The following is a 25,682-nucleotide window of genomic DNA, read 5'->3' on the forward strand; positions in this document are numbered from 1 at the left end:
TACAAAAGCAGTCATCCAATCATGTTAACGTTCCTCATACAAGATTGGGGCGGTGCGAAAACCCGCACCGCCCCAATGAGAGACATCTAATGGCAGCTAGATGTATGTATTATGACCTGTACGGGCCCTTGAAGACCTTAGAGGTCCTCGCGCCAGAAGGGCATGCTCATGCAGCGCGGGCCGCCGCGGCCGCGGGAGAGCTCGGCGGAGGGCACGACGAGAAGGTCCAGGCCCTCCTTGTACAGCACGTCGTTGGTGACGGTGTTGCGGGCGTAGACGCAGATCTTGCCGGGCTCGACGCACAGGGTGTTGGAGCCGTCGTTCCACTGCTCGCGGGAGGCCGCGATCGGGTCGCCGCCGCCGCAGGGGATCAGCTTGACCTGGTCGACGCCGGTGGCGTCCTCCAGGACGTGCTCGAGGGTGTCCTCGATCAGGCGGATGTTCACGTCGCCCGGGTTCTTGCCGGCGGTCAGCTCGTAGACGCGCAGGGTGCCCATGATGGCGGGGTGGATCGTGAACTTATCGACGTCGATCTGGGTGAAGACCGTGTCGAGGTGCATGAAGGCGCGCGAGACCGGGATGTCGAAGGCCAGGATGCGCTCGACCTTGGAGTCGGAGTTCCAGAAGATGTTCTGGGCCATGACGTCGATAGCGGCGGCCTGGGTGCGCTGGGAGATGCCGACGGCGAGGGTCTTCTCGTTGATGTTCAGCACGTCGCCGCCCTCGGTGTGGAACTGGCAGTCGCGGCGGAAGTACAGGGAGACGTCCTTGTAGTCGGGGTGGTACTTGAAGACGTACTTGCCGTACAGGGTCTCGCGGTTGCGGGTGACCGAGTACATGCGGTTGAGGTTGACGCCCTCGCCGACGACCGCGAACGGGTCGCGGGTGAAGTAGAGGTTGGGCATCGGGTCGATGATCAGGTCGGACTCGGACTCGGAGTTGACCAGGGAGTCGAGGGTCGTGGACGCCGTGAGGGGCATGTCGATCTCGGCCTTGGTCATGCCGGCCATGGTCTTCTTGACGAACTCGAGGTTGTCCTCGATGGAGTCCAGCTTCTCGCGGACGATCTGCGGCATGTGCTGGCCGCGGATGCCGGCCTCGGCGATGTACTGGTCGGTGAACTCGGCGCGGGCGCCGGGGACCTGGTCGAACACCTCCGCGACGAGGTTCTCGAGGTAGAGGACCTCCACGCCCTGGTCCCTCAGGATCTGGGCGAAGGTGTCGTGCTCCTGCTGTGCGACCTCCAGGAACGGGACGTCGTCGAACAGGAGTCGCTCGAGCTCGTCGGGCGGCAGGTTGAGGAGCTCGTCGCCGGGACGGTGCAGGCAGACCTTCCTGAGCTTGCCGATCTCGGAAGGCACGTGCAGACCTTTCGTCATGGCCTCCTACCTTTCTTTCGGGCCTTACTGGCCGAATGTATCAGCGCCCCTCCATATGGGACGCTGCTTGCTGACAGCTCTAGTTATATCCAAAAATCACCCGCAATTCCACCTCGCCCCCGAACGGTCAACAAAGTGCGATGAACGGTATATCGCATGTGATTCCCCCATGATGTACTTCGGCGTTCTAAAGTAACTTTTCTAAGGTCAACGCTCTTTTTTCTCAAAAATCATTCGCAATTACAACTCCAATCTTTCGCTTAAGAATTGCATATCTACAACGGTTTTATGTATATAAATGACGCTTGTTCGTGTTTCTGTCTGTATTCGATGATATTCAGCTACCTATCATTCTTATTCACACATACTCACCAGTTGAGTGAGGATATAGACCGTTTTTCACAACGCGACGGGCGTCAGCTCCATGGCTTGTCAGCGTAAGAAGTAGGTAAAGATACCGTTCACGCGATACGTCCGTGCCATAGGTCGACTAAATTGAGACAATAGTGAATAGTGTTAGGCTATCGTCCCCTGTGGGGACTGAACGGACAGATGCATATGCCGAGCAAAATCGAAAAGAAGCAAAAGGCCGCTAAGCTGCGCAAGCCGCCGCGCGACTTCTCGTACACGCAAAATCGAGAGCTCAGCTGGCTGCGCTTTGACAACCGTGTGCTCGACGAGGCCTTCGATGAGTCCGTGCCGCTGTTCGAGCGTCTAAAGTTCGTCTCGATCTTCGAGTCCAACCTCGACGAATTCCTTATGGTGCGCGTGGGCGGCCTGTCCGACCTGGCAGAACTCAAAAAACAGCCTGTCGACAACAAGAGCAATATGACCGCCTCCGAGCAGGTCGATGCCGTCATGGCAGAGCTGCCCGGGCTCCTTACCCGCTGGGAGTCGATCTTTAAGAGCATCGAGGGCAATCTCAACACTCTGGGCGTTCATCGCGCCCGCATCGATTCGCTTACGCCCGAGGAACATACCTTTGTAACCCGCTACTTCCAGGCCTACGTATCGCCGGTCATCTCGCCGTTGGTCATCGACCCGCGCCACCCCTTCCCCAACCTGCGCAACGGCGCGCTCTATCTGGCTTGTGGCCTGGACGGCGTCACCGACGAGGAGAGCCTGCTTGGCCTTATCGAGATTCCCGCCTCGATGAACCGCGTGGTCGAAATCCCCTCGCCCACCGGCACCTACTCCTACATCTTGCTCGAGGACGTCATTCTCGCCTGCCTGGATAGCTGCTTTGGATCTTATAAGCCGCTCGACCGCGCGCTGATCCGCGTCACTCGTAATGCCGATATCGACCCGGACGGCGAGGGCGTCGAGGAGGAAGAGGATTACCGCCAGCACATGAAGCGCATCCTCAAGAAGCGCCTGCGTCTGCAGCCGGTGGTACTCGCCGTCTCGGGCTCACTCGAAAAAGCAACGCTCAAGACCATCCGCAAGGCGCTCGAGCTTTCGCGCCGCTCTGTCTTTACCTGCGATATCCCGCTCGACCTGGGCTACGTCTTCGGCATTGAGGGTAAGATTCCCGAGCACCTGCGCAACGAGCTGCTCTTTACGCCGTTTAAGCCGCAGCCCAACCCCACCATCGATATGACCCGCTCCATCCGCGAGCAGGTACTTCAGCACGACAAGCTGCTCTTTTATCCTTATGAGGCCATGAACCCCTTCCTGGATCTGGTGCACGAGGCCGCCTACGACCCCGAGTGCATCTCACTGCGCATCACGCTCTACCGCGTGGCCAAGCAGAGCCGTCTGTGCGAGTCGCTGATCGATGCCGCCGAGAACGGCAAAGAGGTCACGGTGCTCATGGAGCTCCGCGCGCGCTTTGACGAGCAGAACAACATCGAGTGGGCCGAGCGCCTGGAAGAGGCCGGCTGCACCGTCATCTACGGCTCCGAGGGCTTTAAGTGCCACTCCAAGATCTGCCAGCTCACCTATCGCGAGGGCATGGCGCTAACGCGCCTGACGCTGCTGGGCACCGGCAACTTTAACGAGAAGACGGCCAAACTCTACAGCGACTTTATGCTCATGACCGCCCACCCCGGCATCGGCGAGGACGCCAACCTGTTCTTCCGCAACCTGTCGCTGGGCAATCTGCGCGGCGATTACCGCTTCCTGGGCGTGGCGCCCGTAGGCCTCAAGCCGCTCATCATGCGCGGTCTGGATCGAGAGATTCAGCGCGCTCTCGCTGGCGAGCCCGCCCGCGTGTTCTTTAAGCTCAACTCGCTCACCGACCGCGAGGTCATCGACAAGATCGCCGAGGCATCGTGCGCTGGAGTCCGCGTGGACATGATCATCCGCGGCATCTCGTGCCTCAAGCCCGGTGTTCCGGGCAAGACCGAGAACGTGCATGTCCGCTCCATCGTCGGACGCTTTTTGGAGCACGCCCGTGTTTACGCTTTTGGCGTGGACTCGGACATGATTTACCTGAGCTCGGCAGACATGATGACACGCAACACCGAGCACCGCGTGGAGATCGCCTTCCCCGTGCTCGACCCCACCTGCCGCGCCCTGGTACACGAGTACATGGGCATGCAGCTGCGCGACAACGTGAAGGCCCGCAGCCTCACGAGCGACGGCACCTGGGTCCCCGTGGAGCGTACAGGGGGTGAGAAACCCTTCAACTCGCAGGAAGCCCTGCTGGAGCGTGCCTATCGCAACGCCGAGGCCGCGCCCGAGCCCGTCATTGAGGCGAAACCCGCCCCCGAGCCCGAGCCGCAGCCGGTAGCACCCAAGGTCCAAAAGGTCCAGGCGACCGTCATTGAGCCCGAGCCCGCACCTGTACCTCAGCCCGAGCCGCAGATCACCAAGCCCGCACCCGAGACGAGCGCCCGTCGCGATAAGCCCGCCGGCAAGACCAAGGCCATCGAGCGCCATCGCCCCGGTCGTGTGCGCATGGGCCTGGGCCTGATCGGCCTGGGTCTTAAGACGCTCATTACCGGCAAGACGAAATAGTCGTTTGTAGAAGCAGTTTGTAGAAGCGCCCCGCATTTGAGGAAAGCCTCGGATGCGGGGCGCTTTTCCCTGCTACCATGGTGCGAACAACAACACGAATGACAGGCAGGGATATGAAGCTCACTATAGAATCGATGACGTACGGCGCAGACGGGCTGGCGCACGCCGACAACGGCAAGGCCGTCTTTGTGCAGGGCGCCGTGGCAGGCGACACCGTCGAGGCCGAGGTCGTACAGGACGGCAAGTCGTTCATGCGCGCCCGCACGACCGAGATTCTGGAGCCGAGCCCCGATCGCATTCAGCCCCCCTGCCCCTTCGTTGGCATCTGCGGCGGTTGTTCGTGGGGCAATCTCTCACGCACGGCGCAGCTCGCCGCCAAGGAGCAAAACCTGCGCTCCGCGCTCGAGCGCATCGGCAAGTTCGCTCCTGAGCAGGTCGATAAGTTGGTACAGCCCATCTGCCACACCAAGGACGACTGGGGCTACCGCAATAAAATCGAGCTCGAACCGACCGTCGTCAACGGTCGCGTGCGCCTTGGCATGCACGGTGTCGACCCCAGCAAAATCGTGACCGTCGATGCGTGCCCGCTGTTCGATAAGCGCTTCCCGAAGGCGCTCAAATCGGTCGTCGGCGCACTCAACTATCTAAGCGGCGGCCATGACTTAGGGCTCGAACGCGTGGGCATTCGCGCATCACGCCGCACCAAGGCACTCGAGGTCGCGCTCTGGACACCCACAGGCTCTTTTCCGCGCTCGCAAGTCTCCCGCGTGCTGGCGGACGCCGCTCATCCCACGAGCATCGTGCGTGTGATGAGCAAGGGCGAAAAGAAGGCCCGCCGCGTTTCCAAGGTGGAGATGCTCGCCGGAGAGGGCTCGTGGACCGAGAACATCGCTAACGGCCAGATGCGCTTGTCTGCCCCGTCTTTTTTCCAGGTCAACACCAAGGGTGCCGAGATTTTGATCGAGCTTGTCATGGAAGCGCTCGACCCGCAGGAAGACGAGCTTGCCGTGGACCTGTACTGCGGCGCCGGAACCTTTACCCTGCCGCTCGCCCGCCGCTGCGACTTTGTCGCCGCCGTCGAGGCCTACGGCCCCGCCGTGCGCGATCTACGCCGTAACCTGGAGATCAACAAGCTCGATAACGTCGACGTCATTGGCGGAGACGCGGTGCGCGAGTTCCCCGACCAGGATGCCGACGTCTTGGTGGTCGACCCGCCGCGCGCAGGCCTCGCCCCCGAGGCGATCGACCTTATCGCCAGCACGAGTGCTCGCGATGTCGCCTACGTGAGCTGCGACCCGGCCACCCTGGCGCGCGATCTCAAACGCTTTGTCGAAGAAGGCACCTTCTCCCCCGTAAAGATCACGCCAGTCGACCTGTTCCCACAAACCTTCCACTGCGAGACCGTCGTCCACCTTAGGCGCAACTAGCCACTTAATCATTGCTCAGAAAAATCATTGGGAAATCGAGCGTGGCAAGCGGAGGTCTTCGGGGTATAAGACGGCTAATTGTATGCCGCCTATGAAAGGAACCCTCATGCCCAGCGTTGCCGTTCTCGCCGCCGATGGCTTTGAAACTATTGAATGCTTGACCATGGTCGATGTCATGCGTCGCGGCGGCGTGCGTGCCACGCTCGTCTCGATCATGCCCACGCGTGAGGTCGTAAGCTCGCTGCAGATCCCCGTGACCTGCGATGCGCTCTTTGATGAGATCAACTTTGACGAGTACGACTGCGTCGTGCTGCCCGGCGGCCTGCCCGGTGCCACCAACCTGCGCGCCGATCAGCGCGTCTGCGACGTAGTCTGCGAGTTCGCCGCGACCAAGCACGTTGCCGCCATCTGCGCCGCCCCGTTTATCCTGGGCGAGCTCGACCTACTCGAGGGGCGCCACGCCACGTGCTTCCCTGGCTTTGAGAAAAGCTTCCCCGAAGGCGCCTATACCGGCGAGAAGGTTACGCAAGACGGCAACATCATCACCGCCAGCGGCATGGCCCAGTCGCTCCCCTTTGCGCTTGAGCTGCTGCGTACGCTCGCCGGCGACAAGGCCGTCGAGAAGGTCGCCGAGGGCATTCAGCTATGATTTTGGCTTCGCAATCACCGCGCCGCATCGAGTTGATGCGCGAGGCGGGCTATGACATTCGCGTGATTCCCGCAGATATCGACGAAACGCCTTTTGATGGCGAGGCCCCGCTTACGCTCGTTGAACGCTTAGCACGCGCCAAAGCCGCCGCCATTGCCGCCGAGCATGCCGAGCCCAACGAACTGACCGTCGCGGCCGATACTATTGTCACCTTCGATGGCAAGATTCTGGGCAAGCCGGCAACCGAGGACGAGGCGCGCACCATGCTCCGCGAGCTTTCGGGCCGCACGCACCAGGTCGCAACCGGCGTCTGCATTGTTAAAGCCGGCGACGCTACAGCTCCGCATGCCGCCGAGAGCCTGTCGTTTGTCGATGTGACCGACGTGACGTTCTATGAGCTTACCGAAGAGCAGATCGAGCGCTATGTTGCCTCCGGCGAACCCATGGACAAGGCCGGGGCCTACGGCATCCAAGGCACAGGCGGCCGCATGCTTGTGCACGGTATTTCGGGTGACTTCTACAACGTGGTGGGCTTGCCCATCGCTCGCGTCGCACGCGCGATTCAAAAACTCTCGTAATTGCATCTGGCGCTGGGTATCCCCCGGCGCCTACAATTTTGCCGTACCGTACGGATCCCGACCGGGCATAAGGCCCGGCGGAAAACCGATAGGAGAAAACATGGACACACTGCTCGAAGCCATCGATGTTTGCAATGTCGATGGCTTTTGCTTTGGCAACTATACGGACGAGGAGGCTGGCACCGGCTGCACCGTAATCGTGGCGCCCGAGGGTGCCACCGGTGGCGTTGACGTACGTGGTGGCGCTCCCGCTTCGCGTGAGACCGACCTGCTGCGTCCCGAAAACACCGTTGATAAGGTCCACGCCGTCTGCCTTTCGGGCGGATCGGCCTTTGGCCTCGAAGCCGCAAGCGGCGTGGCCCGCGAACTCGAGAGCCGCGGCATTGGTCTGCCCGTCGGCCCCACGCAGGTGCCTATCGTGTGCTCCAGCTGTATCTTCGACCTCGCCTTTGGTAACCCCACCGTTCGCCCCGACATTGAGGCCGGCATCGCCGCCGTGCGCGAGGCGCTCGACCACACCCCTGCCTCGCTCGAGCAGGGCAACGTGGGCGCCGGCACCGGCGCCACCGTAGGTAAGCTCATGGGACCTGCCACCTGCATGAAGGCTGGCCTTGGAGCCGCCGCCGTGGCACTCGGCCCCGTCAAGGTGGGCGCCGTGGTCTCGGTCAACGCCTGCGGCAACGTTGTCGACCCCTTCACCGGCGAGTGGGTCGCCGGTATGCGCGCCGCAGCCGATAGCGACCAGATCGTCGACATGGAACTCGCAGCCTTTGCCGCCGCCGGATCCATGCAGATGCCGCTCGACCGCACCAACACCACCATCAGCTGCATCGTCACCAACGTGGAGCTCACTAAGGCCCAGGCCACCAAGGTCTCTCAGATGGCCGCAGACGCCTACGCACACGCCATCCGTCCCACGCACACCACCAACGATGGCGACACCATCTACACCCTCGCCAGCGGCAAACTGGGCGCCCAGGCAAGCGCCGCCGTTCCCCTAGACCTGCTGGGCATGCTCGCCGTAAGGGCTTTGCAAACCGCCATCGTAAACGGAGCCAAAACCGCCAAAACCTCCCACGGCATCCCCGGCGCCGCGAAGTAAACTAGCTCGTCCGGTTGCCCGGTGGGTCTTGGTTATGTTTGCTGCTCTACAGTCCTGGCTCGCACGAAGAGCACATTAAGTGCTCTTCGGCTCGTGCGGAACTCGCGACAAACATAACCAAGACCCACCGGGCAACCTACCAACCAAAATCTTTTCAGCCCAGGCCCCTGTGTACCGCGCGTCGAAGATCTTCAAATTCAAATAACCTGACAATCGATTCTTATAGCAGAGGCCCCTTGGCCTTTAGTTTGATACAAGTTCCGCACGAGCCGGAAAGCACTTAATGTGCTTTCCGTGCGAGCAGGACTGTTCGCAGTAGCAAACTAAAGGCCAAGGGGCCCAGTCAACCTATCAGCAGCGATTACTCAGCAGCTAGTTGAATTTGAAGATCTTTGAGGCAAGACGGTATAGGCCGAGTGTGGTTTTGTCTCCGGCACGACCGCGGAGGTTAGTGAAGAAGCCGACCACACCGTAACGTGCACGACGATACATACGCTCGTCATAGGCCTTCAAATCATTCCACAGCGTCTTTAGGCGCTCGTCGGCGCAATCTTCCTCGGAAAGCTTAGTAAGCACCGAGCAGATCGCCATCATCATGGTGAAATAACCCATCATGTACGAACGCAGACGCGACGACTCGACATCGCTGTACAGGTGGTACGACTCCATCATGATACGCGTAACACGGAACTGCTGGTCCAGACGCTTGACCATCGTGGCCTCGTTGACACTCTGGCCCTCGCGACCGATAAAGTAGCGATAGAGGTCGATGTCGGCGTAGTACATGGTCTTGCAACGCGGCAGCGGCACGTAGGCGTAGATGTTGTCCACATAGAACGTGTGCGGCGGCATGGGAAGGTTGGACTCGCGCAGCACATCCGTGCGATAGCACAGGCTGTGCATGAGCAGATTCTGGTCCAGGCGGAAATGGCCGATCTGGTCCCAGGTAAAGATCTTTTTTCGAGCCAGGGCAAACTTGTAACCAATGGCCGTATGCGTACCCTCGTAAACCTTCTCGTACACGTAGTTCGAGATAAACAGGTCAACGCGCTGGTCGCGCTCTTCAAAGCCGCGCAGAATCGACAGCATGGTCGAAAGGGCAGCGCCGTCAAGCCAGTCGTCCGAGTCGACAACCTTGTAGTAGGTGCCCTGCGCCTCGCGCAGACCCGAAAGGACGGCAATACCGTGGCCGCCATTCTCCTGGTGCACCGCGCGGATGATTCCAGGATAACGGGCCTCCCACTCGTCGGCCTTGGCGGCCGTCTCATCCTTGGAGCCGTCGTCCACCACGATAATCTCGATATCGGTGGCATAATTGCTCCCCTCCAAGATGGAGGTGATGCAATGGTCCATGTCCTTAGCGGCGTTATACGAGGGAATACCGAATGTTATGACTTTATGCATGGCAGGCGATAATCTCATCCGAAAGATCGAGGGCGGAATTGGTCACGGCATCCATATCGTAGTAACGATACTCGGCCAGACGACCCACCGGGTGGAAGTTTGTCAGGTTCTGGACGCGCTCAAGATAGCGCTCATAGAGCTCGCGGTTCTCGGGCTCAAGAATGGCGTAATAGGGCGTCTCGCCCGAGCCGGGCGTATAGGCCTTGGAGTACTCCTTCATGATGGTGGTCTTGCCGGGCAGGACCTGACCGGTCATGTTCTTGAACTCGGTGATGCGCGTGTAATCCTCGCTCGTGGTGTAGTTGACGGTGCCCACGGGCTGGAACTGGTCCATATCGAGCGTCTCGAACTTCATGTCGAGCGTGCGGTACGGCAGCGCGCCCAGGTCGAGGTTGAACAGCTCATCGAGCGGACCGGTATAGACAATCTCGCCGCCGTAGACCTTACCGTCGACCTTGACGGTTGTCTCGTCGATCTCGAAGAGATCGCGGGCGTCCACGTCGCAGAACACGTCGATCAGGTCGTGGTCGAGCATATGCTCGAACAGCGCCGTGTAGCCGTCCTGCGGCATACCCTGGAAGGGAGCCTGCGGGAAATAGCGGTCATCGTCGCCCACAAAGACGGGAACGCGACCGGTGATCGAGGGATCGATCTGGTCGGGCGTCTGGCCCCACTGCTTCATGGTGTAATGCAAAAAGACGTTCTCGTAGACGTAATCGGCGACCTCGGCCAAGTCGGGGTCGTTCTTCTTACGCAGCTCCATAATGGGCACCTTGACATCCTTGCCAAAGGTCTCCACGAGCTTCTGATACAGCCCCTCGCCGCGCTCATCACCAAAGGCGAGCTTGAGACTCGCATGGTTGAAGGGCACGGGCATAAGGGTGCCGTTGATGTTGGCGAGCACCTTGTGCTGATAATCCGTCCACTTGGTAAAGCGCGACAGGAAATTGTGCACGCGCTCGTTAAAGGTGTGATAGATATGCGGACCGTACTCGTGGATCAGGATTCCGGCCTCGTCAGTGCAGTCATAGGCATTGCCCGCAATGTGGCTACGGCGCTCCAAAACGGCAACACGATAGCCGATGGTCTCGGCAAGACGGCGGGCGCAAACGGCACCGGCATATCCAGCACCGACGACAATCATGTCGTACGCGCCGGCGTTAAAGCCTTCAGGCAGGCCTGAGGTAATCTGCATCGATACTCCTTGTCAAAAGCCACGGGCTCGTTAGCTGGGCTTTTCTCGAACATTCTTCGAGACATATTTATCAGAGCGATTATAGCGCTAATGCGTCCTATAATGAGCTTGCCACACAAGGAAAGCTCAAGCACCGCGGCGTACATAATTGAAAGGTAAACCCGCTAGCAGCGGGTTTATTCGTGAACAGCCGGGCGCCTGGAGCTTAGCGAAACGCTTGCAAGGAGTAACATGAGCGAATTCCTAAACCGTATGAAGTCTGCCGCCAAGGCCGACCTTAAGACCATCGTCCTGCCCGAGGGCGAGGATCCGCGCACCATCGTCGCGGCCAACAAGATCATCGAGGAAGGCCTGGCCAACATCGTCATCCTGGGCGATCCCAACGAGATCAACGTCCCCGGCGCCACCGTCATCGATCCGCGCAACGCCGAGAAGCACGAGGAGTACGCACAGAAGTTTGCCGAGCTCCGCGCCAAGAAGGGCGTTACCATCGAGCAGGCTCGCGCCCAGGTGATGGATGCCACCTACTTTGGCACCATGATGGTCAAGATGGGCGATGCCGACGGCCTGGTCTCCGGCGCCTGCCACTCCACCGCCGACACCCTGCGCCCCGCGCTTCAGATCCTCAAGACCGCCCCGGGTACCAAGCTGGTCTCGGCCTTCTTCGTGATGTGCACCGACACCCCGCAGTTCGGCACCGACGGCACGCTGATCTTCGCCGACTGCGGCCTCAACATCAACCCGTCCTCCGACGAGCTCTCCGAGATCGCCATCGCCTCCGCTCACTCCTGGTCCACCTTCATGGGCAACGTTGAGCCGCACGTGGCCATGCTCTCCTACTCCACCATGGGCTCCGCCGGCGGCGAGGTCGCCAAGAAGGTCCAAGAGGCCGTGAAGTTCTGCAAGGAGAAGGCTCCCGAGCTCGCCATCGATGGCGACCTGCAGCTCGACGCCGCTATCGTCCCCACCGTCGCTCAGCTCAAGGCTCCCGGCTCCTCTGTCGCCGGCAAGGCCAACGTGCTCGTGTTCCCCGACCTCGAGGCCGGCAACATCGGCTACAAGCTGGTCCAGCGCTTCGCCGGTGCCGACGCCTACGGCCCCATCCTGCAGGGCATCGCCAAGCCGGTCAACGACCTTTCGCGCGGCTGCTCTGCCGACGACATCGTGGGTGTCGTGGCCATCACCGCCGTCCAGGCTCAGATGGCTGAGTAGCGTCCGCACTCGCCCGAAGGCCGTACGGGCTAACCCCTGAAAACGTCCTCGACCAATGAAACGCCCCCGTTCTGCTCCTTCGGAGCTACGAACGGGGGCGTTTCTGGTCTGCGGAATGTTTTCAGGGGTTAGCCCGTACGGCCTTCTACCGTCACGTGGCATTCAGGGGATCTGGGGTGGACGGCGGCTTGGCTACGAGCTGGGGCTGAGGATCTGAATGGATGGGTGTCGTTGCTGGGAGCGCAGGCGTTACTGATGATGATCACTTTGGGACTGGAATTTCCGCCTGTCAGCAAAAAGGCCTCCGGAGCTGCTGCCCAGGAGGCCTTTCGTTCAATCGCAAGCGAACGCACTAGTTGTTCTTGGTCAGGCGCTCGACGTCGTGGGCGATCATGTATTCCTCGTCGGTGGGGATGACCATGACCATGACGGAAGAGCCGGCGGCGCTGATGACCTGCGGGCCGTTACCCACGGCCTCGCGGTTCTTGTTGTTGTCGATGCGCACGCCCAGCCACTCGAAGCAGTCGCAGAAGGCCTTGCGGATCGACCAGTCATTCTCGCCAATGCCGGCGGTAAAGGTAATGGTGTCCACGCCCGCCATGGAAGCGATCATGGAGCCGGCCTGCTGCATGGCCTTGTAGGCGAACATATCGAAGGCGAGTAGGCAACGCTCGTCGCCCTCGGAGGCGCGCGTACGGATGTCGCGGGCGTCGTTGGAGATGCCCGAGATGGCAAGCAGGCCGGACTGCTTGTTCATCATGTCATCGACTTCCTGGTAGCTGTAGCCGCCCTCGCGCTGCAGGTAGCACACGGTGGCCGGGTCAATGGAACCACAACGGGTGCCCATCATCAGGCCGTCGAGCGGCGTGAGGCCCATCGTGGTATCGCGGCATACACCGTCCTCGATGGCGGCAAGCGAGGCACCGTTGCCCAGATGGCACGAAAGCAGACGGTGGCAGCGCGAGCCCAGGATCTCCTTGGCCATCATCCACTCGTAGCGGTGGCTCGTACCGTGGGCGCCGTACTTGCGCACGTGGTACTTGTCACACACGTCCTTGGGCAGGGCGTAGGTGTAGGCGACCTCGGGCATAGTCATGTGGAACGAGGTGTCGAAGACGGCCACGTTGGGCAGCTCCGGATACTTCTCGCGACAATACTCGATTGCCGCTGCCTCGCCGTAGTTGTGCAGCGGAGCAAGCGGTGCCACCTCGAGGATCTTAGCCATGACCTCATCGTCGACGACCGCGGAATCATCGAAGTACCAGCCACCCTGAACGATACGATGCCCAATGCCATCGATCGTAAAGTCGGTCTTCTCGAGCTCCTCGAGCACACGTGCGATAGCCGAACGGTGGTCCGGGAAGGGGACCTCCTCGGTTTGCTTGGCGCCACCGTTCTCGGAGTGGCCAAAGATGCCCATGTCCGAACCGATACGTTCGCAGTTGCCCTTGGCGAAAACCTCGCGGGTATCGGTATCCAAAAGCTGATATTTAAGGCTTGAGCTACCGGCGTTGACAACAAGTACGTTCATGAGACTCCTTTGCAGTGCGATACGGTCGGCGCAGACCCCTTAAGGCGGCCGCATGTTAATAAGAAGTTATCACAGCTTAATAAATAACTATCAGGCATATCGCCCAACGAGCACAAAAGAGGGGCCGAACGGCGCTCGGTCGTCCAGCCCCTCCCCTTTTGCAATTACTTGCCGTTGACGATGCGCTCGACGTCGGAAGCGATCATGAATTCCTCGTCCGTGGGGATAACGAAGATCTTGACCTTGGAATCCTTGGCAGACAGGCACCAAGCGCCGTCGCCACGCAGAGCGTTGCGGGCATGATCCATCTTGACGCCCATAAAGGCCAGACGATCGGCCACGCCGGCGCGGACGGCCGGAGCGTGCTCGCCGATGCCGGCAGTGAAGACCAGGGTGTCCATACCGCACATGGAGGTGGCCATCTCGGCAGCCTTGGCGGCAATCTTGTAGACGAACATATCGAAGGCGAGCTGGGCCTCGGGGTCACCAGCGGCGGCGAGCTCCTCGACGTTGCGGCAGTCGTTGGTCTTGCCGCCGGTCACAGCCAAAAGGCCGGACTTCTTGTTCATCATCTCGTCGACCTCGTCGAAGGTGTAGCCGCCCTCGCGCTGCAGGTAGCACACGGTGGCCGGGTCGATAGAGCCGCAGCGGGTGCCCATCATGACACCGTCGAGCGGCGTCAAGCCCATGGTGGTGTCCATGCACTTGCCGTCCTCGATGGCGCACAGGGAAGCGCCGGAACCGATATGGCACACGACGACCTTGCGGGCCTCGCCGTTGGTCATCTCGGCGACCTTCTTGGAGATGTAGCGATAGCTGGTGCCGTGGGCGCCGTACTTACGGATGTGCAGCTTGTCGCAAACATCCTTGGGCAGGGCGTAGGTCTTGGCGACCTCGGGCATGTTGAAGTGGAAAGCGGTGTCGTAAACCGTGACGTTGGGCAGGTCGGGATACTGCTCCAGGCAGTACTCGATAACATTGGCCTCGGGGTTGTTGTGCAGCGGGGCGAGCGGAGCGACCTCGCGGATCTTGGCGAGGACGTCCTCGTCGACGAGGGAGGAATCGCCAAAGTACCAACCGCCCTGAACGATACGGTGGCCGATACCCTCGATCTTGACGCCGTTGGCCTCGAGGTCCTTCAGGACGACCTCGATGGCGACCTTGTGGTCGGGGAACTCGATGTTCTCGGTCACCTTCTTGGAGCCGTTGGCAGCGTGGGTGAAGGTACCGCCGGTAAAGCAGACGCGCTCGCAGGAGCCCTTTGCGGACACCTTGTGGGACTTGGTATCGATGACCTGATACTTAAGGGTCGAAGATCCTGCGTTGACGACCAGAACGTTCATGTGTCTCCCTACTAACAGGCGGTGTGGCGCCGCCAGGTTACATACGCTTCAATAATAAACCCAAACGCCCTCGCGCTCGGGTTTATTGCGTTGATATATAAGTTATCGGCGCCTAAATGCTCATGTCCTTTAGCTTGTAAGACGAAAGAGCGCGGGGATATACGCCAAAGAAGAAATCCCGAGCGCGACAAGCAATATGACTCGAATGTCCGCGATGCTGCTCAACGCAGCATTGAACAGATAGAAAAGGATGGCACCCACCGCCACCATCTGGCTTTGAACCGAAATCAGTGAACAGCGCATCGAAGAATCGGCAGCATTTTGAAAAATTGAGTATTTAATTGGAGCAAATAACGAGTAGGCGACCGTCTGCAACACATAGAACACGGGCAGCAAATAGACCGGAGTAAAGGGAATCAAAAATAGAGCAGTCAGGAAAAGGCGCACGATGCCGCAAATACGCGCAAAACGGCCCTTGTCGACATGAGCAATCGCACTGGGCACAATAAGCCCCATGGAGGCCGAGGCAAGGAGCTGGACCGCAATGATCACACCCGAAGCGACGGCATTCATTCCGCGACCCGCAAGCAACAGTGAGAAAAAGTCTTCCAGGGCGACAAAAGCAAATGCCTGAGAACAGTCCATGATGAACGCTGAACGAAGAATGCCATCACCCGCAATAGCGGCACCGATCATCTTCGGGCTAATTCCACGCTCAGGTGTCCCCGCAGTGCCCCCTCTTCGCATCTCAGGAATGCAGACAACGACAACCAACGTCAACACCATTGCGATGATATCTGCCGAAAGACCAATGAGATACGCACCAGCGGACGAAATGAAACCGCCCACGCAAGCGGAGATGGCATAAGAGGCATAGAAAACAAATCGCTCAACGACATTAAGTCTTATGAGCTGGTCCTGAGAGACGCTGTCAATGTAAATCGCTTCGATGGATCCGCTCACACATGCAACGGCAAAACCCTTGAGAGCGAACGCACCGATTAAAAGCAGAGGAGAACGGACAAGAAGCAGGGCAGCGTAGTATCCAAGCATCCCCACGACGCCAACGAGACCGCTCACTTTTCGTCCAAACCTGTCAGCAATATAACCAGTAGGAACCTCAAGAATGAACTTGCTCACTTGGTATGCAATCATCATGCTAGAAATCGCCACCATCGAGAATCCGACGAATTCAAGGTAAACCGTCAGAAAATACAAAATGGTGCTGAAGTTCGACAGAAAAACGAACGTCATATAAAGCAAAACCGTACGGTTTTTCATGCTCCGCCCTCCAAGAGTCAGCAATCTAAATCGGAATCTTGGAAAAGCATGAGGGCAAAGCTGTCAGCTATGTGTTACAAGGCGTCAATAATCACTTGATGCCTCGAAGCCAATTAATCTCACGAAGCAAGATGACGCAATAGGTGCAGAAAAACCGTCTGGTGTCGATCAGTCCAGGAATTTTGCCGATAGCAAAAGTAGATAGGCAAGGTTACATCACGCGAACCCTCAATGGAGCACTCACTCACTTCTGACCCATCCGATGCGAGAGAGGACCCAGACAAACTCAATATCAATCCCCCGGCTTGAAGAAACTCAGTCTGAGCCCTGCTTCCGTATTCAACATCACGGAAGCGAAAATTGACGAGCTGGGCTTCAGGGCATTGGTTGATCGCATTGAGACAGGGTGACAAATTAATGGGAACAGCGAGCCTGCCGCCCAGTAACTCGCGAATGGTCATGGCGCCCACAGATTGATGGCCCGCTGGGCATGAAAGAACCTTGAGCTCCTTTTCACCCAAATATTTTGAAGAAAGGACGCTGTCCCGTGGTTCCTCGAATGAGATAGCCGCGTCCGAAATTCCAAGTATAAGTGATTCAAAGCATGTTGCCGTTGGCTGATGCCACACATCAAGGTGAATCTGAGGGTGCGAGCTTTCAAACGAGTCGTACCAGTTTTCGGCAAAAAGGCGCCCCCGCCCATGAAGGCAGGGGGCGTAAAGACGAAAGTGGCCATCGGGCGAGACGCCGTCGTCCCTCGATTGGGCGTACTTTTTGAGATCGTCGACTTGTGCCAGGATCACGCGTGCACGACGCGCAAATTCTCTGCCCGACGGAGACAAAACAGCCTCCCCCGCCGATCGGTCGAGCAAAACAATCTGATACTCAGATTCCAACTTTTTGATTGCCGACGAAACGGCCTGCGGGCTCACATGAACGGCGCGAGCTGCTTTACGCACGCCGCCATAGTTCGCTACCGCTTGAAGGTATTCGAGTTGAGAAAGCTGCATAGATTACTCCAAAGGCAGCCAAGTCGACGGGCTACGCGTCCTCAGATGAGGTTCTCGCCCAGGTTTTTGCCGCCGAGGACGTGCATGTGGAAGTGCATGACGGTCTGGCCGGCGTTGACACCCTTGTTGGAGATGACGCGGAAACCGTCCTCCAGACCCTTGGCCTTGGCGACCTCTTGGATGGCGTGAGCCATGGCGCCCATGGTCTCGGCAGGTACGTTGTCGGCGATGTCGCTGTAGTGCTTCTTGGGGATCACGAGCGTGTGGACCGGCGCCTGTGGGTTGAGGTCGTCGAAGGCGATGACCTGGTCGTCCTCATAGACAACGGTCGAGGGGATCTCGTGGTTGGCAATTTTGCAGAAGATGCAATCGCACATGGTTGGTTCCTTTCTTACAGACCAAGGTAATTATATTTGGTCGAGATGCTTAGAACGAGAGGTTGTCGTCCGTGTTGGCGGCCTCGCCGTCGGCGAGCACGTCGTTGCCGTCGACGTCCTTAAGGAGTACCGAGACCTTCTGCTCGGCATCGGACAAGCGGGTGCGCAGGCTCTTGAGGAGCTCGACGCCGCGGGTGTAGCTCTCGAGCGACTCCTCGAGCTCCATATCGCCCGACTCCAGGCTGCGGATGATGAGCTCCAGCTCCTGCGAGGCCTGCTTGTACGTAAGCTGCTCGACCGGGGTCTTCTCTGCCATATCTGTTTCCTTTCCTAAAGGTTTATCGCAATGAAACGCGGGTTACTCGACCGTATCGACCGTTGCCGCCACGTTGCCGTCTGCCATGCGGACGCGAATGGCGTCGCCAGGCTTAAAGGTCTTGGCACTCGTAGCCACACCATCATCGCTGTACGCGATGGAATAGCCGCGAGCAAGCACCTTGAGCGGCGACAGGGCATCGAGCGAGGCTGCCGCACGGCCCAGGTCGGACGCGGGTTTGTTGAGCATCGTGCGCCCCTGATGCTCCAGACGGGAACTCGCAAGTGTGAGCGCATGGCGCTTGCCATCGAGCCCCGAGATGCTTGCAACCAGACGCTCGGGCAGGCGCTCAAAGTTGGAGCGGAATGTCCCGACCGAGCGTACTATGGCGCCTGACAGGCGATCGGCAGTCAGCGCAAGCTCCGATTCGCGACGCTCAACCATAAATGTGGGGTCGTTGAGGCACGGGCGGCATGCGGCGGCGTCGAGTGCATCGCCCAAGCGAGCCGTATAGGTATCCCAGGCACGGCGACCGCGCTGATCGAGCATCTCCAGGTCGACCTGGGCCGACCCAATCATCGATGCCATCGCGGCACCCAGACGCTGATGGCGCGCCTCGAGCACATCTGCCAGCTCCGTCATAGCCGGCGCCACCGATTCGGCCGCCGCCGTGGGCGTGGAAGCGCGGCGGTCGCTCACCATGTCGCAAATCGAGGTATCGGGCTCATGGCCAATGCCGGTCACCACGGGCACAGGACAAGCCGCCACCGCGCGGGCAAGCTCCTCGTCGTTAAAGGTCATGAGGTCCTCAAAGGAACCGCCGCCACGCACGAGCAAAATACAATCGGGCGCCGGCGTAATGGCAGCGGCGCGGCGCAAGCCTTCAATAAGCTCTGCCGGCGCACCCTCGCCCTGGACCTTTGCGCCCACGCAGACAAGCTCGACGAGCGGGTTGCGACGGCGCAAGGTACGCTTGACGTCGTCGATTACGGCACCCGAAAGCGAGGTGACGACCGCCACACGCGAGCAAAACACCGGAATGCGGCGCTTGCGCGCTTCGTCCATCAGGCCCTCGCGACGCAGCTTTTCGGCCAGTTGCGCCACTTGTTGACGCAGCAGACCCTCCCCCGCCAGCGAAAACGAGCGAGCGACAAAGCTCATGCGACCCGTGGGCTTGTAGAGATTGAAGCTGCCCTTAAAGCTCACCTGCATGCCGTCGCGCAGATCGAAGGTGCGCTTAAGGTAGGCGCCCTTCCAGATGATGCAGTCGACGGCCGCCGAGTCGTCCTTGATTTGGAAGTAGCAGTGGCCGCTTCGGGCATTGGGACCACGAAAACCCGTGACCTCACCCAAAACGCTCAGCTGCGGAATGGCATCGAGCGCGCCGGCGGCGATCTCCACCGCTTGGCTCACGCTGAGCTCTTTGCGCTCTTGCTCGTCCGATCCGTCGAACTCGGCGGAAACGGTATTGCCGGTCAGATTCCAGCCTGCCACGCAGCCTCCTTTCGTTATCGCGCACAGAGGCTCCGGCCCCGTGCATATTTAAGTCCAACACATAGTACAGCGCCGCGTGGACACGAATCCCCGCGGCGCCTGCCTGTCCTATTTGTTATCGGTTGGAGTTTCTGTTGTAGCGAGCCATCAGGTAGAGCAGCTGAACGATCGAGGTGAGCGCCGCCGCCACGTAGGTGAGCGCGGCTGCCGTCAGCACCTTCTTGGCACCGTTGACCTGCTTGGAACTCATGCCCGACTGCTCGATATACGCCACGGCGCGGCGACTGGCATCGATCTCGACCGGCAGCGTAACGAGCTGGAACAGCACGCTAAACGAGAAGAAGATCAGTGCGAGAGTCGTGAGCCCCGCGATGTTCATGAACAGGCCCATGAGCAGCACGATGGTCCAAGTGTTCTGGGTAAAGTTGACGACCGGCACGAGGGCGGTGCGTACCTTCATCATGGCATAGCCGCTTTGACGCTGCGCGGCATGGCCTGCCTCGTGACAAGCGACAGCAACGCTTGCGACCGAGCCGCCCGAACGGTTGGAATCCGACAGATACAAATTGTTGTCCTGCGGGTTGTAGTGGTCGGTAAGCTCACCAGCGACGCCCTTGATACCCACGGCATTGCAGCCGTTGACGTCGAGCATGCGGCGAGCGACCGTGGCGCCCGTGTCGCCGTCCGAGCGAACCTTGGACCACGTCTTGTACGTCGAATTGATATAGCTCTGCGCGGCAAGGCCAAGCACCGTGCAGACAAGAACAACCAGCAGGTACAGCGGGTCGATACCAAAGCCGTATCCATAGTAATAAGGCATGCGAATTCCTCCGAATCGAGTTACACGTTGGAGGCATTCTACCCACTCAAGCGGCTAGGCTTCCTTACAGGAGCTCGATTTTGCCGTCCTTCACGGTGAGTCCCATATTGCCGGAAAGCAGATCGTCCAGACGCGAGCCCACGAGCTCAAAACGCCAGCCTTCACGCAGGGGGCTCTGCTCGGGATGCTCAATGTAGTCAGCCAGGTCATCGCGCGAGGCAATGACCGAGGTCGCCACGCCCGAGCGTTCGGCAACCAGGCGAATAAGCGCATACATGAGGTCCGTCACGCTCTCCAGCTCCGGCGAGATCTGGCGATGCCCACGCACCATGAGCGGCAGACGATCGTGCGGGCAGCTTGCGCCACGCTTGATGGCCATGAGCGCACCGTCCACGTCGCGCTCCCCCAACTGGTCGGTACCGCGAATGCTACGGAACTCCTCAACGCGCACAGGATTGCGCTTAACGAGCGCAAGCAGCGTGTCGTCGGACATGACCCACTTGCGCGGGATGTTACGGCGCTCGGCGCGGTCCTCGCGCCAGGCGGCGAGCTCGCGCGCGATGCCCAACTGGTGACGGCTGCACGAATTGATGCGTTTGACCTTACGGAACGCCTCGTGGCGATCGGCGCGATAGTGCGACTCGTCAGCCAGCGGGCGCAGCTCGTCGAGCACCCAGTCCACGCGGCCCAGCTCGCGCAGGCGGCTCATCATCTCGGTATAGGCGACGATCAGGTACTTGACGTCATCGATCGCGTACTCAATCTGCTTATCGGTCAGTGGGCGACGCGACCAGTCGGTCAGTGACTCAGTCTTGGGCAGCGAGACGCCGCAAAACGTCTGCACGAGCGCGCCGTAGGAAATCTGCTGGCGCTCGCCCAAAAAGGCGGCGGCCACCTGCGTGTCAAAAATCGGACGCGGCAGCACGCCCACGGTATGGAGCATGACCTCCATATCCTGCGAGCAGGCGTGGAAGACTTTGGTCACGCTCTCGTCGGCCATAAGCTCGGCCAGCGGCGACAGGTCGTCGATCACCAGAGGATCGACCGCGACGCTCTCGGCAGGGGTGGCTATCTGAACCAGACACAGACGCGGATGGAACGTGCGCTCGCGCAAAAACTCGGTATCGACGGCAATCGCGTCGAACTCGCGGGCGCGCTGGCAAAAGTCGAGTAGAGCCTGATGTGTGGAAATGTACATATCAACCCATCGAATAAGGTTAGGCCCGAAAAACACGGGTAGGATATCGGCATTGCCCTACAACTATACTCGGTTAGTCACAGAACGGGAACGTAAGTATGCGCTGCCTTATCATCCACAACCCGGCATCGGGCCCCAGCTCAGATGAAATCTACGCATTCACGCACGCCCTCGCGCAGGGCGGCGACGAGGTCGTGATGCGTTTTATCGGCGATGGTATGGAACCTGAGGACGCCGTGGCAGACGTGCGCGAATTCGATCGCGTGGTGATTTCTGGCGGCGACGGTACCGTCTCCAACGTGCTCGACCAGATGCGCGGATGCGGTGTCCCCACGCTCGTCTTCCCCTCCGGCACGGCCTGCCTGTTCTTTAACAACATCGGCAATGCCCCCGAGGCCGCGGCGCTCGCCAAGGCCTGCCGCGTCGGCCGTACCGTCAAGGCGGATATGGGCGAGCTCTTTTGGCTTGACGAGAACGGCAACGAAAAGCGTCACGGCTTTATTATCATCGCCGGATCGGGCTACGATGCCGAGATCATGATGAAGGCCGCCCCCACCAAAAACGACATCGGCGAGATCGCCTATTTCCTGTCGGCGCTCGCCACACCCAACCCCACGGTGGCGCACTTTACGATTGAGCATGACGGCATTGTCGAGGAGCTCGATGGCATCTGCTGCATGGCCGGCAACACCTCGGTCATCCAAAACGACATCAACCTGTTCCCCGACTGCCGCATGAACGATGGCATGGTCGACATTGCGGTCATAGAACCCGTGCGCACCGTGCAGCTCCTGCCCACCGTGATCACCGCCGCACTCGACCCCGCCGGCAAGGTGCTCGGCCGTCCGCAGTTCAAGATCATCCAGACCAAAGAAGCCAAGATCACCTGCACGCCGTCGCTTGGCATGCAGTTCGATGGCGAGATCATCTCCAGCAACTCGGGCGTCTTTGGTGCCCGCGCACTTCCGCAATGCCTCGACCTCATCGTCGACGAATTCTCCCCGCTCGGAAAATAGGAGGACCCCATGAACGACAATCCCCTGCTCGGCTTTATCGTCATCGTTCTGGCCATGCTCATCGGCTATGCGATTAACGTGATCCACCGCCGGAAGAAGTAATTCCACATTGGTATGATATTCATCCAATTATCGTCTCCCCCCGTTGTTTATGCATTTGCCAAACAGCGGGGGATTTTCATTTCGGGCATTCCCAGCTACTTTATTCGTCTACAGTAATTGCAGGGCGTCTTTATTAAAGTAAAGCTACAAACTGAGTACAATTAACCGCTCATCGCATATTTCATCACGCTTATCGAGTAGGTTTCTTTCATAGATGAATATTGTTTCCAATTCGTTACGCTAATGGGGTGTCTTTATTGGCTGAAGCCCTCTGGCGACAGAGGGCTTTCGCACGCTGGGAGGGAAAATGAGGAAAACTCACCCCGTCAACGCGCTCAAGAAGCTAGGCATAGGCCTCGCCTTTGGAGCTGCAACCATCATGTCCATGCCGACATCTGCGCTCGCCTGCACGCAAATGTACATGGGCAAGAACCTTACGGCCGACGGTAACACGTACTATGGCCGCACCGAGGACATTGGCACTCGTTACCTCAAACACTATGGCATCGAGCCCTCTCATGGCCCTGGTCATACCTACAGCTCGAACGAGTCCGAATTCTCCTACACCTCGACCAAGACTACGTATCGTTACAGCTACGTGCGCGACCATCCTGCTGAGTGGGATGGACGCTGGGATGCCTACTCCGAGGCCGGCATCAATGAGAAGGGCGTCTCCTGCTCCGCAACGCTGAGCACCTCCTACAACGACGATGCCAAGGCAGCGGATCCCACGACCAGGCATGCCCACAAAGCAAATCCCGAGGTCAAAAATACCGGCATCGGCGAGTACAGCTACGCGGGCGTCATCTTGGGCGAGAGCGCAACGGCCCGCGAGGGCGTCGAGCTCATCGGCACCCTGATCGACGAGCAGGGTGTCTACTCCAACGATCAGCTCATCATCGCCGACAACACCGAGACTTGGCTGTTCGCCGCGCTTTCCGGCCACCAGTGGATCGCTATGAAGCTGACCGACGACGTCGCTTCGGTCAACCCCAACATTAGTAACCTCAATTTCCAGGTCAATCTTGACGATGCTGAGAACTGCCTCCACTCTGAGGGAATCCGGACTATGCCCGAAGAGAAGGGCTTCGCCAAGTACTTTGAAGACGGACAGTTCGATGTTGCCCAGACCTACGGTGCGTCTATCAACAATACGGGCATGGGCTCTTGGGCGCGTTATATCCAGGGCCGCGACTACTTTATGGCTCCGCTGACCGAGGGCACCGACTACGAGATCGTCAAGGACAAGGACAAGAATGACGCCACGCTCGGTGCCATGGTTCATGAGATGCAGCCGCTGTTCTTCCAGCCCGGCAAGTCCGACTGGAACACGTTTGAGCTGATTCGCGCCTTCGGCAACCGCGGTGAAAATGTCCCCGGCCTTAATGCCAATACTGACGGTGTCAGCAGCATCGGTTCCGACCGCAACGCCGAGGCCAACCTCTTCCAGATTCGAAAGGGCTATGACCCCGAGATTGCAACCATCCAGTGGGAGATGCTCTCCTGCGCCGAGTTCTCCGTCGCTATCCCGCTATACTCCGCTCTGATGACCGAAGTCAGCCCCTACTTCAGCGACCAGACCGTTGATTATGGTCACTGCAGCGAGACGGACATCGTGAACAACGAGGAGCCCGAGAACTCCATTAACTACGTCCTGATGGACATCAACTCGCTATGCTTCGCGAACCGCGCACAATTCGCCACCAGCGTGCGCTCCTACCTCGATGCGCTCCAGAACGAGCTCATCGAGCAGAACAAGGAAGTTGACGCCGCCATGCTGGCCGAGACGACCACCGAGGGCCGCACCGCTCTGGCCAACAAGGCCGGCAAGGCTGCCACCGAGAACACCTACGTCAAGTGCAAGGCCCTGCTCCAGGAGATGCGCGCTTACCTGAAAGCCGAGAACTTCGACGAGCCCTTCACCCCGAGCGACCTGAACACCGAGACCAACGGCCTCAAGGAGTCCATCACCTACGCCAAGGACGCTCTTGCCACCGACCCGGTGACCCCGGATCAGCCCGGAACTCCCGAGCAGCCTGGCACTCCTGAGCAGCCCGGTACCCCCGAGCAGCCCGCTAAGCCCGAGCAGCCCACCACCAAGCCCGAGAAGCCTGGCAAGTCGGACACCACGACCACAGTAACCACCAACAAGACGAACACCAAGGGCGGCCTGCCCACCACTGGCGATCGTTTTGATGGCCGCATGGTGGCTGCATTCGCCATCGCTGGCGTTGCCGTCATCTCCGCAGGTGGTTACTTCCTCTACCGTCGCAATAAGGAGTAGCGTCCTAGCTGAGTGGGCAAGGCAGCAATGGCAGCCTCGCCCGCTTAACCCGCCTTTTTGACCGACGGGAAACCCGCCTGAAATCTTTTTAAAAAAGATTTCCCCGCACACACTTCGCTGTGCTATAGTGCAGCGCAACAGCAACAAGGTGCGACCGCGCCACGGCATCACGAAAGGAGCCACCAACATGAAGAACACGATGAACTCTCTTAACAACTGGTGGTGGCGTGATGCGAATACGATCGGTCGACAGTGAGTCCCTCACGCCTGTTTTTTGCGCTCTAGGTGATTGGAAGGCCTCCGGTTTCGACCGGGGGCCTTTTTCTATCTCGAGCCCGATCGCATTCGCATCACGCGCCTCCGCTTTTCTCTTGCAATCCCCTTCCGAAAGGATTTTCACCATGTCTCAGAACACCACCGCCACCCAGCCCCGCACCGTCCAGACCGCCGACCGTGGCAAACTCGATGTCCGCGCCCTCGTCCTGCTCGCCATCCTGCTCGCCGCCGGCTTCATCCTCAACTTCACCGTCGGCAAGGCAATCTCGGGCATCTCGGGCGGCATGATCAGCCCCGAGTTCATCATCTCGGCCTTCTGCCTCACCATCCTGGTCGTTCGCCCCAATATCGGCCAGGCGCTCGTCATTGGCCTCATCTCGGCTGCCGTGATCCAGATCACCACCACTTCGCCGTTCGTCGATTTTGCCGCCGAGGGCATCGCCGCCATGCTCATGGCCGGCATCGTCAACGCCGCCGACAAGAACGGTCAGGTCAAGCCCGCCATCGCCATTGTCGCAACCTTCCTGACCACCTTTGTCTCAGGTGTCATCTTCATGGTCATCAAGATGGCCATGCTCGGCGTGGTAGGCGAGCTCGCCGCCGCCATGCTGCCCGTCGTCGCCATGACCGCCGTCTTTAACGCCATTCTGGTCGGTGCCCTCTACCTGCCCATCCAGAAGGCCCTGAAGCTCAACTAACCCGCTCGGCTTTACGAGCCACCCCATCT

General features: G+C 59.5%; 21 protein-coding genes. 9 read left to right on the forward strand and 12 right to left on the reverse strand.

Annotated features, from left to right (window positions below):
- Positions 1–137 precede the first annotated feature (137 nt).
- Positions 138–1,379 carry an arginine deiminase gene (arcA, locus tag ACEG18_RS02780; protein WP_099431519.1) on the reverse strand — a complete coding sequence of 414 codons (1,242 nt, stop codon included), beginning with the start codon at positions 1,377–1,379 and terminating at the stop codon, positions 138–140.
- Between the two features lie 552 nt (positions 1,380–1,931).
- On the opposite strand from arcA, the gene ppk1 reads away from it, so the two are divergent.
- The 5 genes from ppk1 (at position 1,932) to ACEG18_RS02805 (ending at position 8,096) form a co-directional block, all read left to right on the forward strand.
- On the forward strand, positions 1,932–4,340 hold the full coding sequence (ppk1, locus tag ACEG18_RS02785) for a polyphosphate kinase 1 (RefSeq protein ID WP_372541156.1): 2,409 nt from the start codon (positions 1,932–1,934) through the stop codon (positions 4,338–4,340).
- 98 nt (positions 4,341–4,438) lie between these two features.
- The gene (rlmD, locus tag ACEG18_RS02790; RefSeq protein ID WP_372541157.1) at positions 4,439–5,767 is read left to right on the forward strand and encodes a 23S rRNA (uracil(1939)-C(5))-methyltransferase RlmD; all 1,329 of its coding nucleotides are present in this window, start codon (positions 4,439–4,441) and stop codon (positions 5,765–5,767) included.
- Between the two features lie 106 nt (positions 5,768–5,873).
- Positions 5,874–6,416 (forward strand): DJ-1 family glyoxalase III, encoded by a 543-nt coding sequence (locus tag ACEG18_RS02795; RefSeq protein ID WP_055287259.1) that lies wholly within the window; start codon positions 5,874–5,876, stop codon positions 6,414–6,416.
- Positions 6,413–6,994 (forward strand): Maf family protein, encoded by a 582-nt coding sequence (locus ACEG18_RS02800; protein ID WP_372541158.1) that lies wholly within the window; start codon positions 6,413–6,415, stop codon positions 6,992–6,994. The genes ACEG18_RS02795 and ACEG18_RS02800 overlap by 4 nt, the downstream gene beginning before the upstream one ends.
- 100 nt (positions 6,995–7,094) lie before the next feature.
- A complete protein-coding gene (locus tag ACEG18_RS02805) occupies positions 7,095–8,096 on the forward strand; it encodes a P1 family peptidase (protein ID WP_372541159.1) in 1,002 nt (333 codons plus the stop codon).
- 372 nt (positions 8,097–8,468) lie between these two features.
- On the opposite strand, the gene ACEG18_RS02810 is transcribed toward ACEG18_RS02805, so the two are convergent.
- Positions 8,469–9,500, reverse strand: coding sequence for a glycosyltransferase family 2 protein (locus tag ACEG18_RS02810; RefSeq protein WP_372541160.1), 1,032 nt, complete (start codon positions 9,498–9,500; stop codon positions 8,469–8,471).
- Positions 9,493–10,695 (reverse strand): UDP-galactopyranose mutase, encoded by a 1,203-nt coding sequence (gene glf / locus ACEG18_RS02815; protein WP_372541161.1) that lies wholly within the window; start codon positions 10,693–10,695, stop codon positions 9,493–9,495. The genes ACEG18_RS02810 and glf overlap by 8 nt, the downstream gene beginning before the upstream one ends.
- 231 nt (positions 10,696–10,926) lie before the next feature.
- On the opposite strand from glf, the gene pta reads away from it, so the two are divergent.
- Positions 10,927–11,907, forward strand: coding sequence for a phosphate acetyltransferase (pta, locus tag ACEG18_RS02820; protein WP_372541162.1), 981 nt, complete (start codon positions 10,927–10,929; stop codon positions 11,905–11,907).
- Positions 11,908–12,259: 352 nt separating this feature from the next.
- Here pta and ACEG18_RS02825 read toward each other — a convergent pair whose 3' ends face one another.
- The 9 genes from ACEG18_RS02825 to rnd form a co-directional block, all read right to left on the reverse strand.
- Positions 12,260–13,438: an acetate/propionate family kinase gene (locus tag ACEG18_RS02825; protein WP_372541163.1), complete on the reverse strand. Its 1,179-nt coding sequence runs from the start codon at positions 13,436–13,438 to the stop codon at positions 12,260–12,262.
- A gap of 164 nt (positions 13,439–13,602) precedes the next feature.
- Positions 13,603–14,781 carry an acetate/propionate family kinase gene (locus tag ACEG18_RS02830; RefSeq protein ID WP_006234305.1) on the reverse strand — a complete coding sequence of 393 codons (1,179 nt, stop codon included), beginning with the start codon at positions 14,779–14,781 and terminating at the stop codon, positions 13,603–13,605.
- Between the two features lie 129 nt (positions 14,782–14,910).
- Complete coding sequence (locus tag ACEG18_RS02835; RefSeq protein WP_372541164.1) at positions 14,911–16,062, reverse strand: MFS transporter; 1,152 nt, start codon at positions 16,060–16,062, stop codon at positions 14,911–14,913.
- A gap of 119 nt (positions 16,063–16,181) precedes the next feature.
- Positions 16,182–17,072 carry a LysR family transcriptional regulator gene (locus ACEG18_RS02840; RefSeq protein ID WP_372541165.1) on the reverse strand — a complete coding sequence of 297 codons (891 nt, stop codon included), beginning with the start codon at positions 17,070–17,072 and terminating at the stop codon, positions 16,182–16,184.
- A gap of 41 nt (positions 17,073–17,113) precedes the next feature.
- Complete coding sequence (locus tag ACEG18_RS02845; protein WP_035137921.1) at positions 17,114–17,449, reverse strand: histidine triad nucleotide-binding protein; 336 nt, start codon at positions 17,447–17,449, stop codon at positions 17,114–17,116.
- 49 nt (positions 17,450–17,498) lie between these two features.
- Entirely contained in the window at positions 17,499–17,765 is a 267-nt protein-coding gene (gene xseB, locus ACEG18_RS02850; protein ID WP_006234311.1) for an exodeoxyribonuclease VII small subunit, read from the reverse strand.
- 42 nt (positions 17,766–17,807) lie between these two features.
- A complete protein-coding gene (xseA, locus tag ACEG18_RS02855; RefSeq protein WP_372541166.1) occupies positions 17,808–19,259 on the reverse strand; it encodes an exodeoxyribonuclease VII large subunit in 1,452 nt (483 codons plus the stop codon).
- A gap of 115 nt (positions 19,260–19,374) precedes the next feature.
- On the reverse strand, positions 19,375–20,079 hold the full coding sequence (locus ACEG18_RS02860) for a zinc metallopeptidase (RefSeq protein ID WP_372541167.1): 705 nt from the start codon (positions 20,077–20,079) through the stop codon (positions 19,375–19,377).
- A 64-nt stretch (positions 20,080–20,143) separates the two neighbouring features.
- The gene (gene rnd, locus ACEG18_RS02865) at positions 20,144–21,277 is read right to left on the reverse strand and encodes a ribonuclease D (RefSeq protein ID WP_006234315.1); all 1,134 of its coding nucleotides are present in this window, start codon (positions 21,275–21,277) and stop codon (positions 20,144–20,146) included.
- A 98-nt stretch (positions 21,278–21,375) separates the two neighbouring features.
- Here rnd and ACEG18_RS02870 point away from each other — a divergent pair, with 98 nt between their 5' ends.
- From ACEG18_RS02870 to ACEG18_RS02880, 3 genes are all read left to right on the forward strand, one after another.
- On the forward strand, positions 21,376–22,293 hold the full coding sequence (locus ACEG18_RS02870) for a diacylglycerol/lipid kinase family protein (RefSeq protein WP_372541168.1): 918 nt from the start codon (positions 21,376–21,378) through the stop codon (positions 22,291–22,293).
- A 409-nt stretch (positions 22,294–22,702) separates the two neighbouring features.
- On the forward strand, positions 22,703–24,679 hold the full coding sequence (locus ACEG18_RS02875) for a C69 family dipeptidase (RefSeq protein WP_372541169.1): 1,977 nt from the start codon (positions 22,703–22,705) through the stop codon (positions 24,677–24,679).
- 401 nt (positions 24,680–25,080) lie between these two features.
- Positions 25,081–25,653 carry a hypothetical protein gene (locus ACEG18_RS02880; protein ID WP_372541170.1) on the forward strand — a complete coding sequence of 191 codons (573 nt, stop codon included), beginning with the start codon at positions 25,081–25,083 and terminating at the stop codon, positions 25,651–25,653.
- Positions 25,654–25,682: the final 29 nt, after the last annotated feature.

Source organism: Collinsella aerofaciens (assembly GCF_041537385.1).
GTDB lineage: Bacteria > Actinomycetota > Coriobacteriia > Coriobacteriales > Coriobacteriaceae > Collinsella > Collinsella aerofaciens_BV.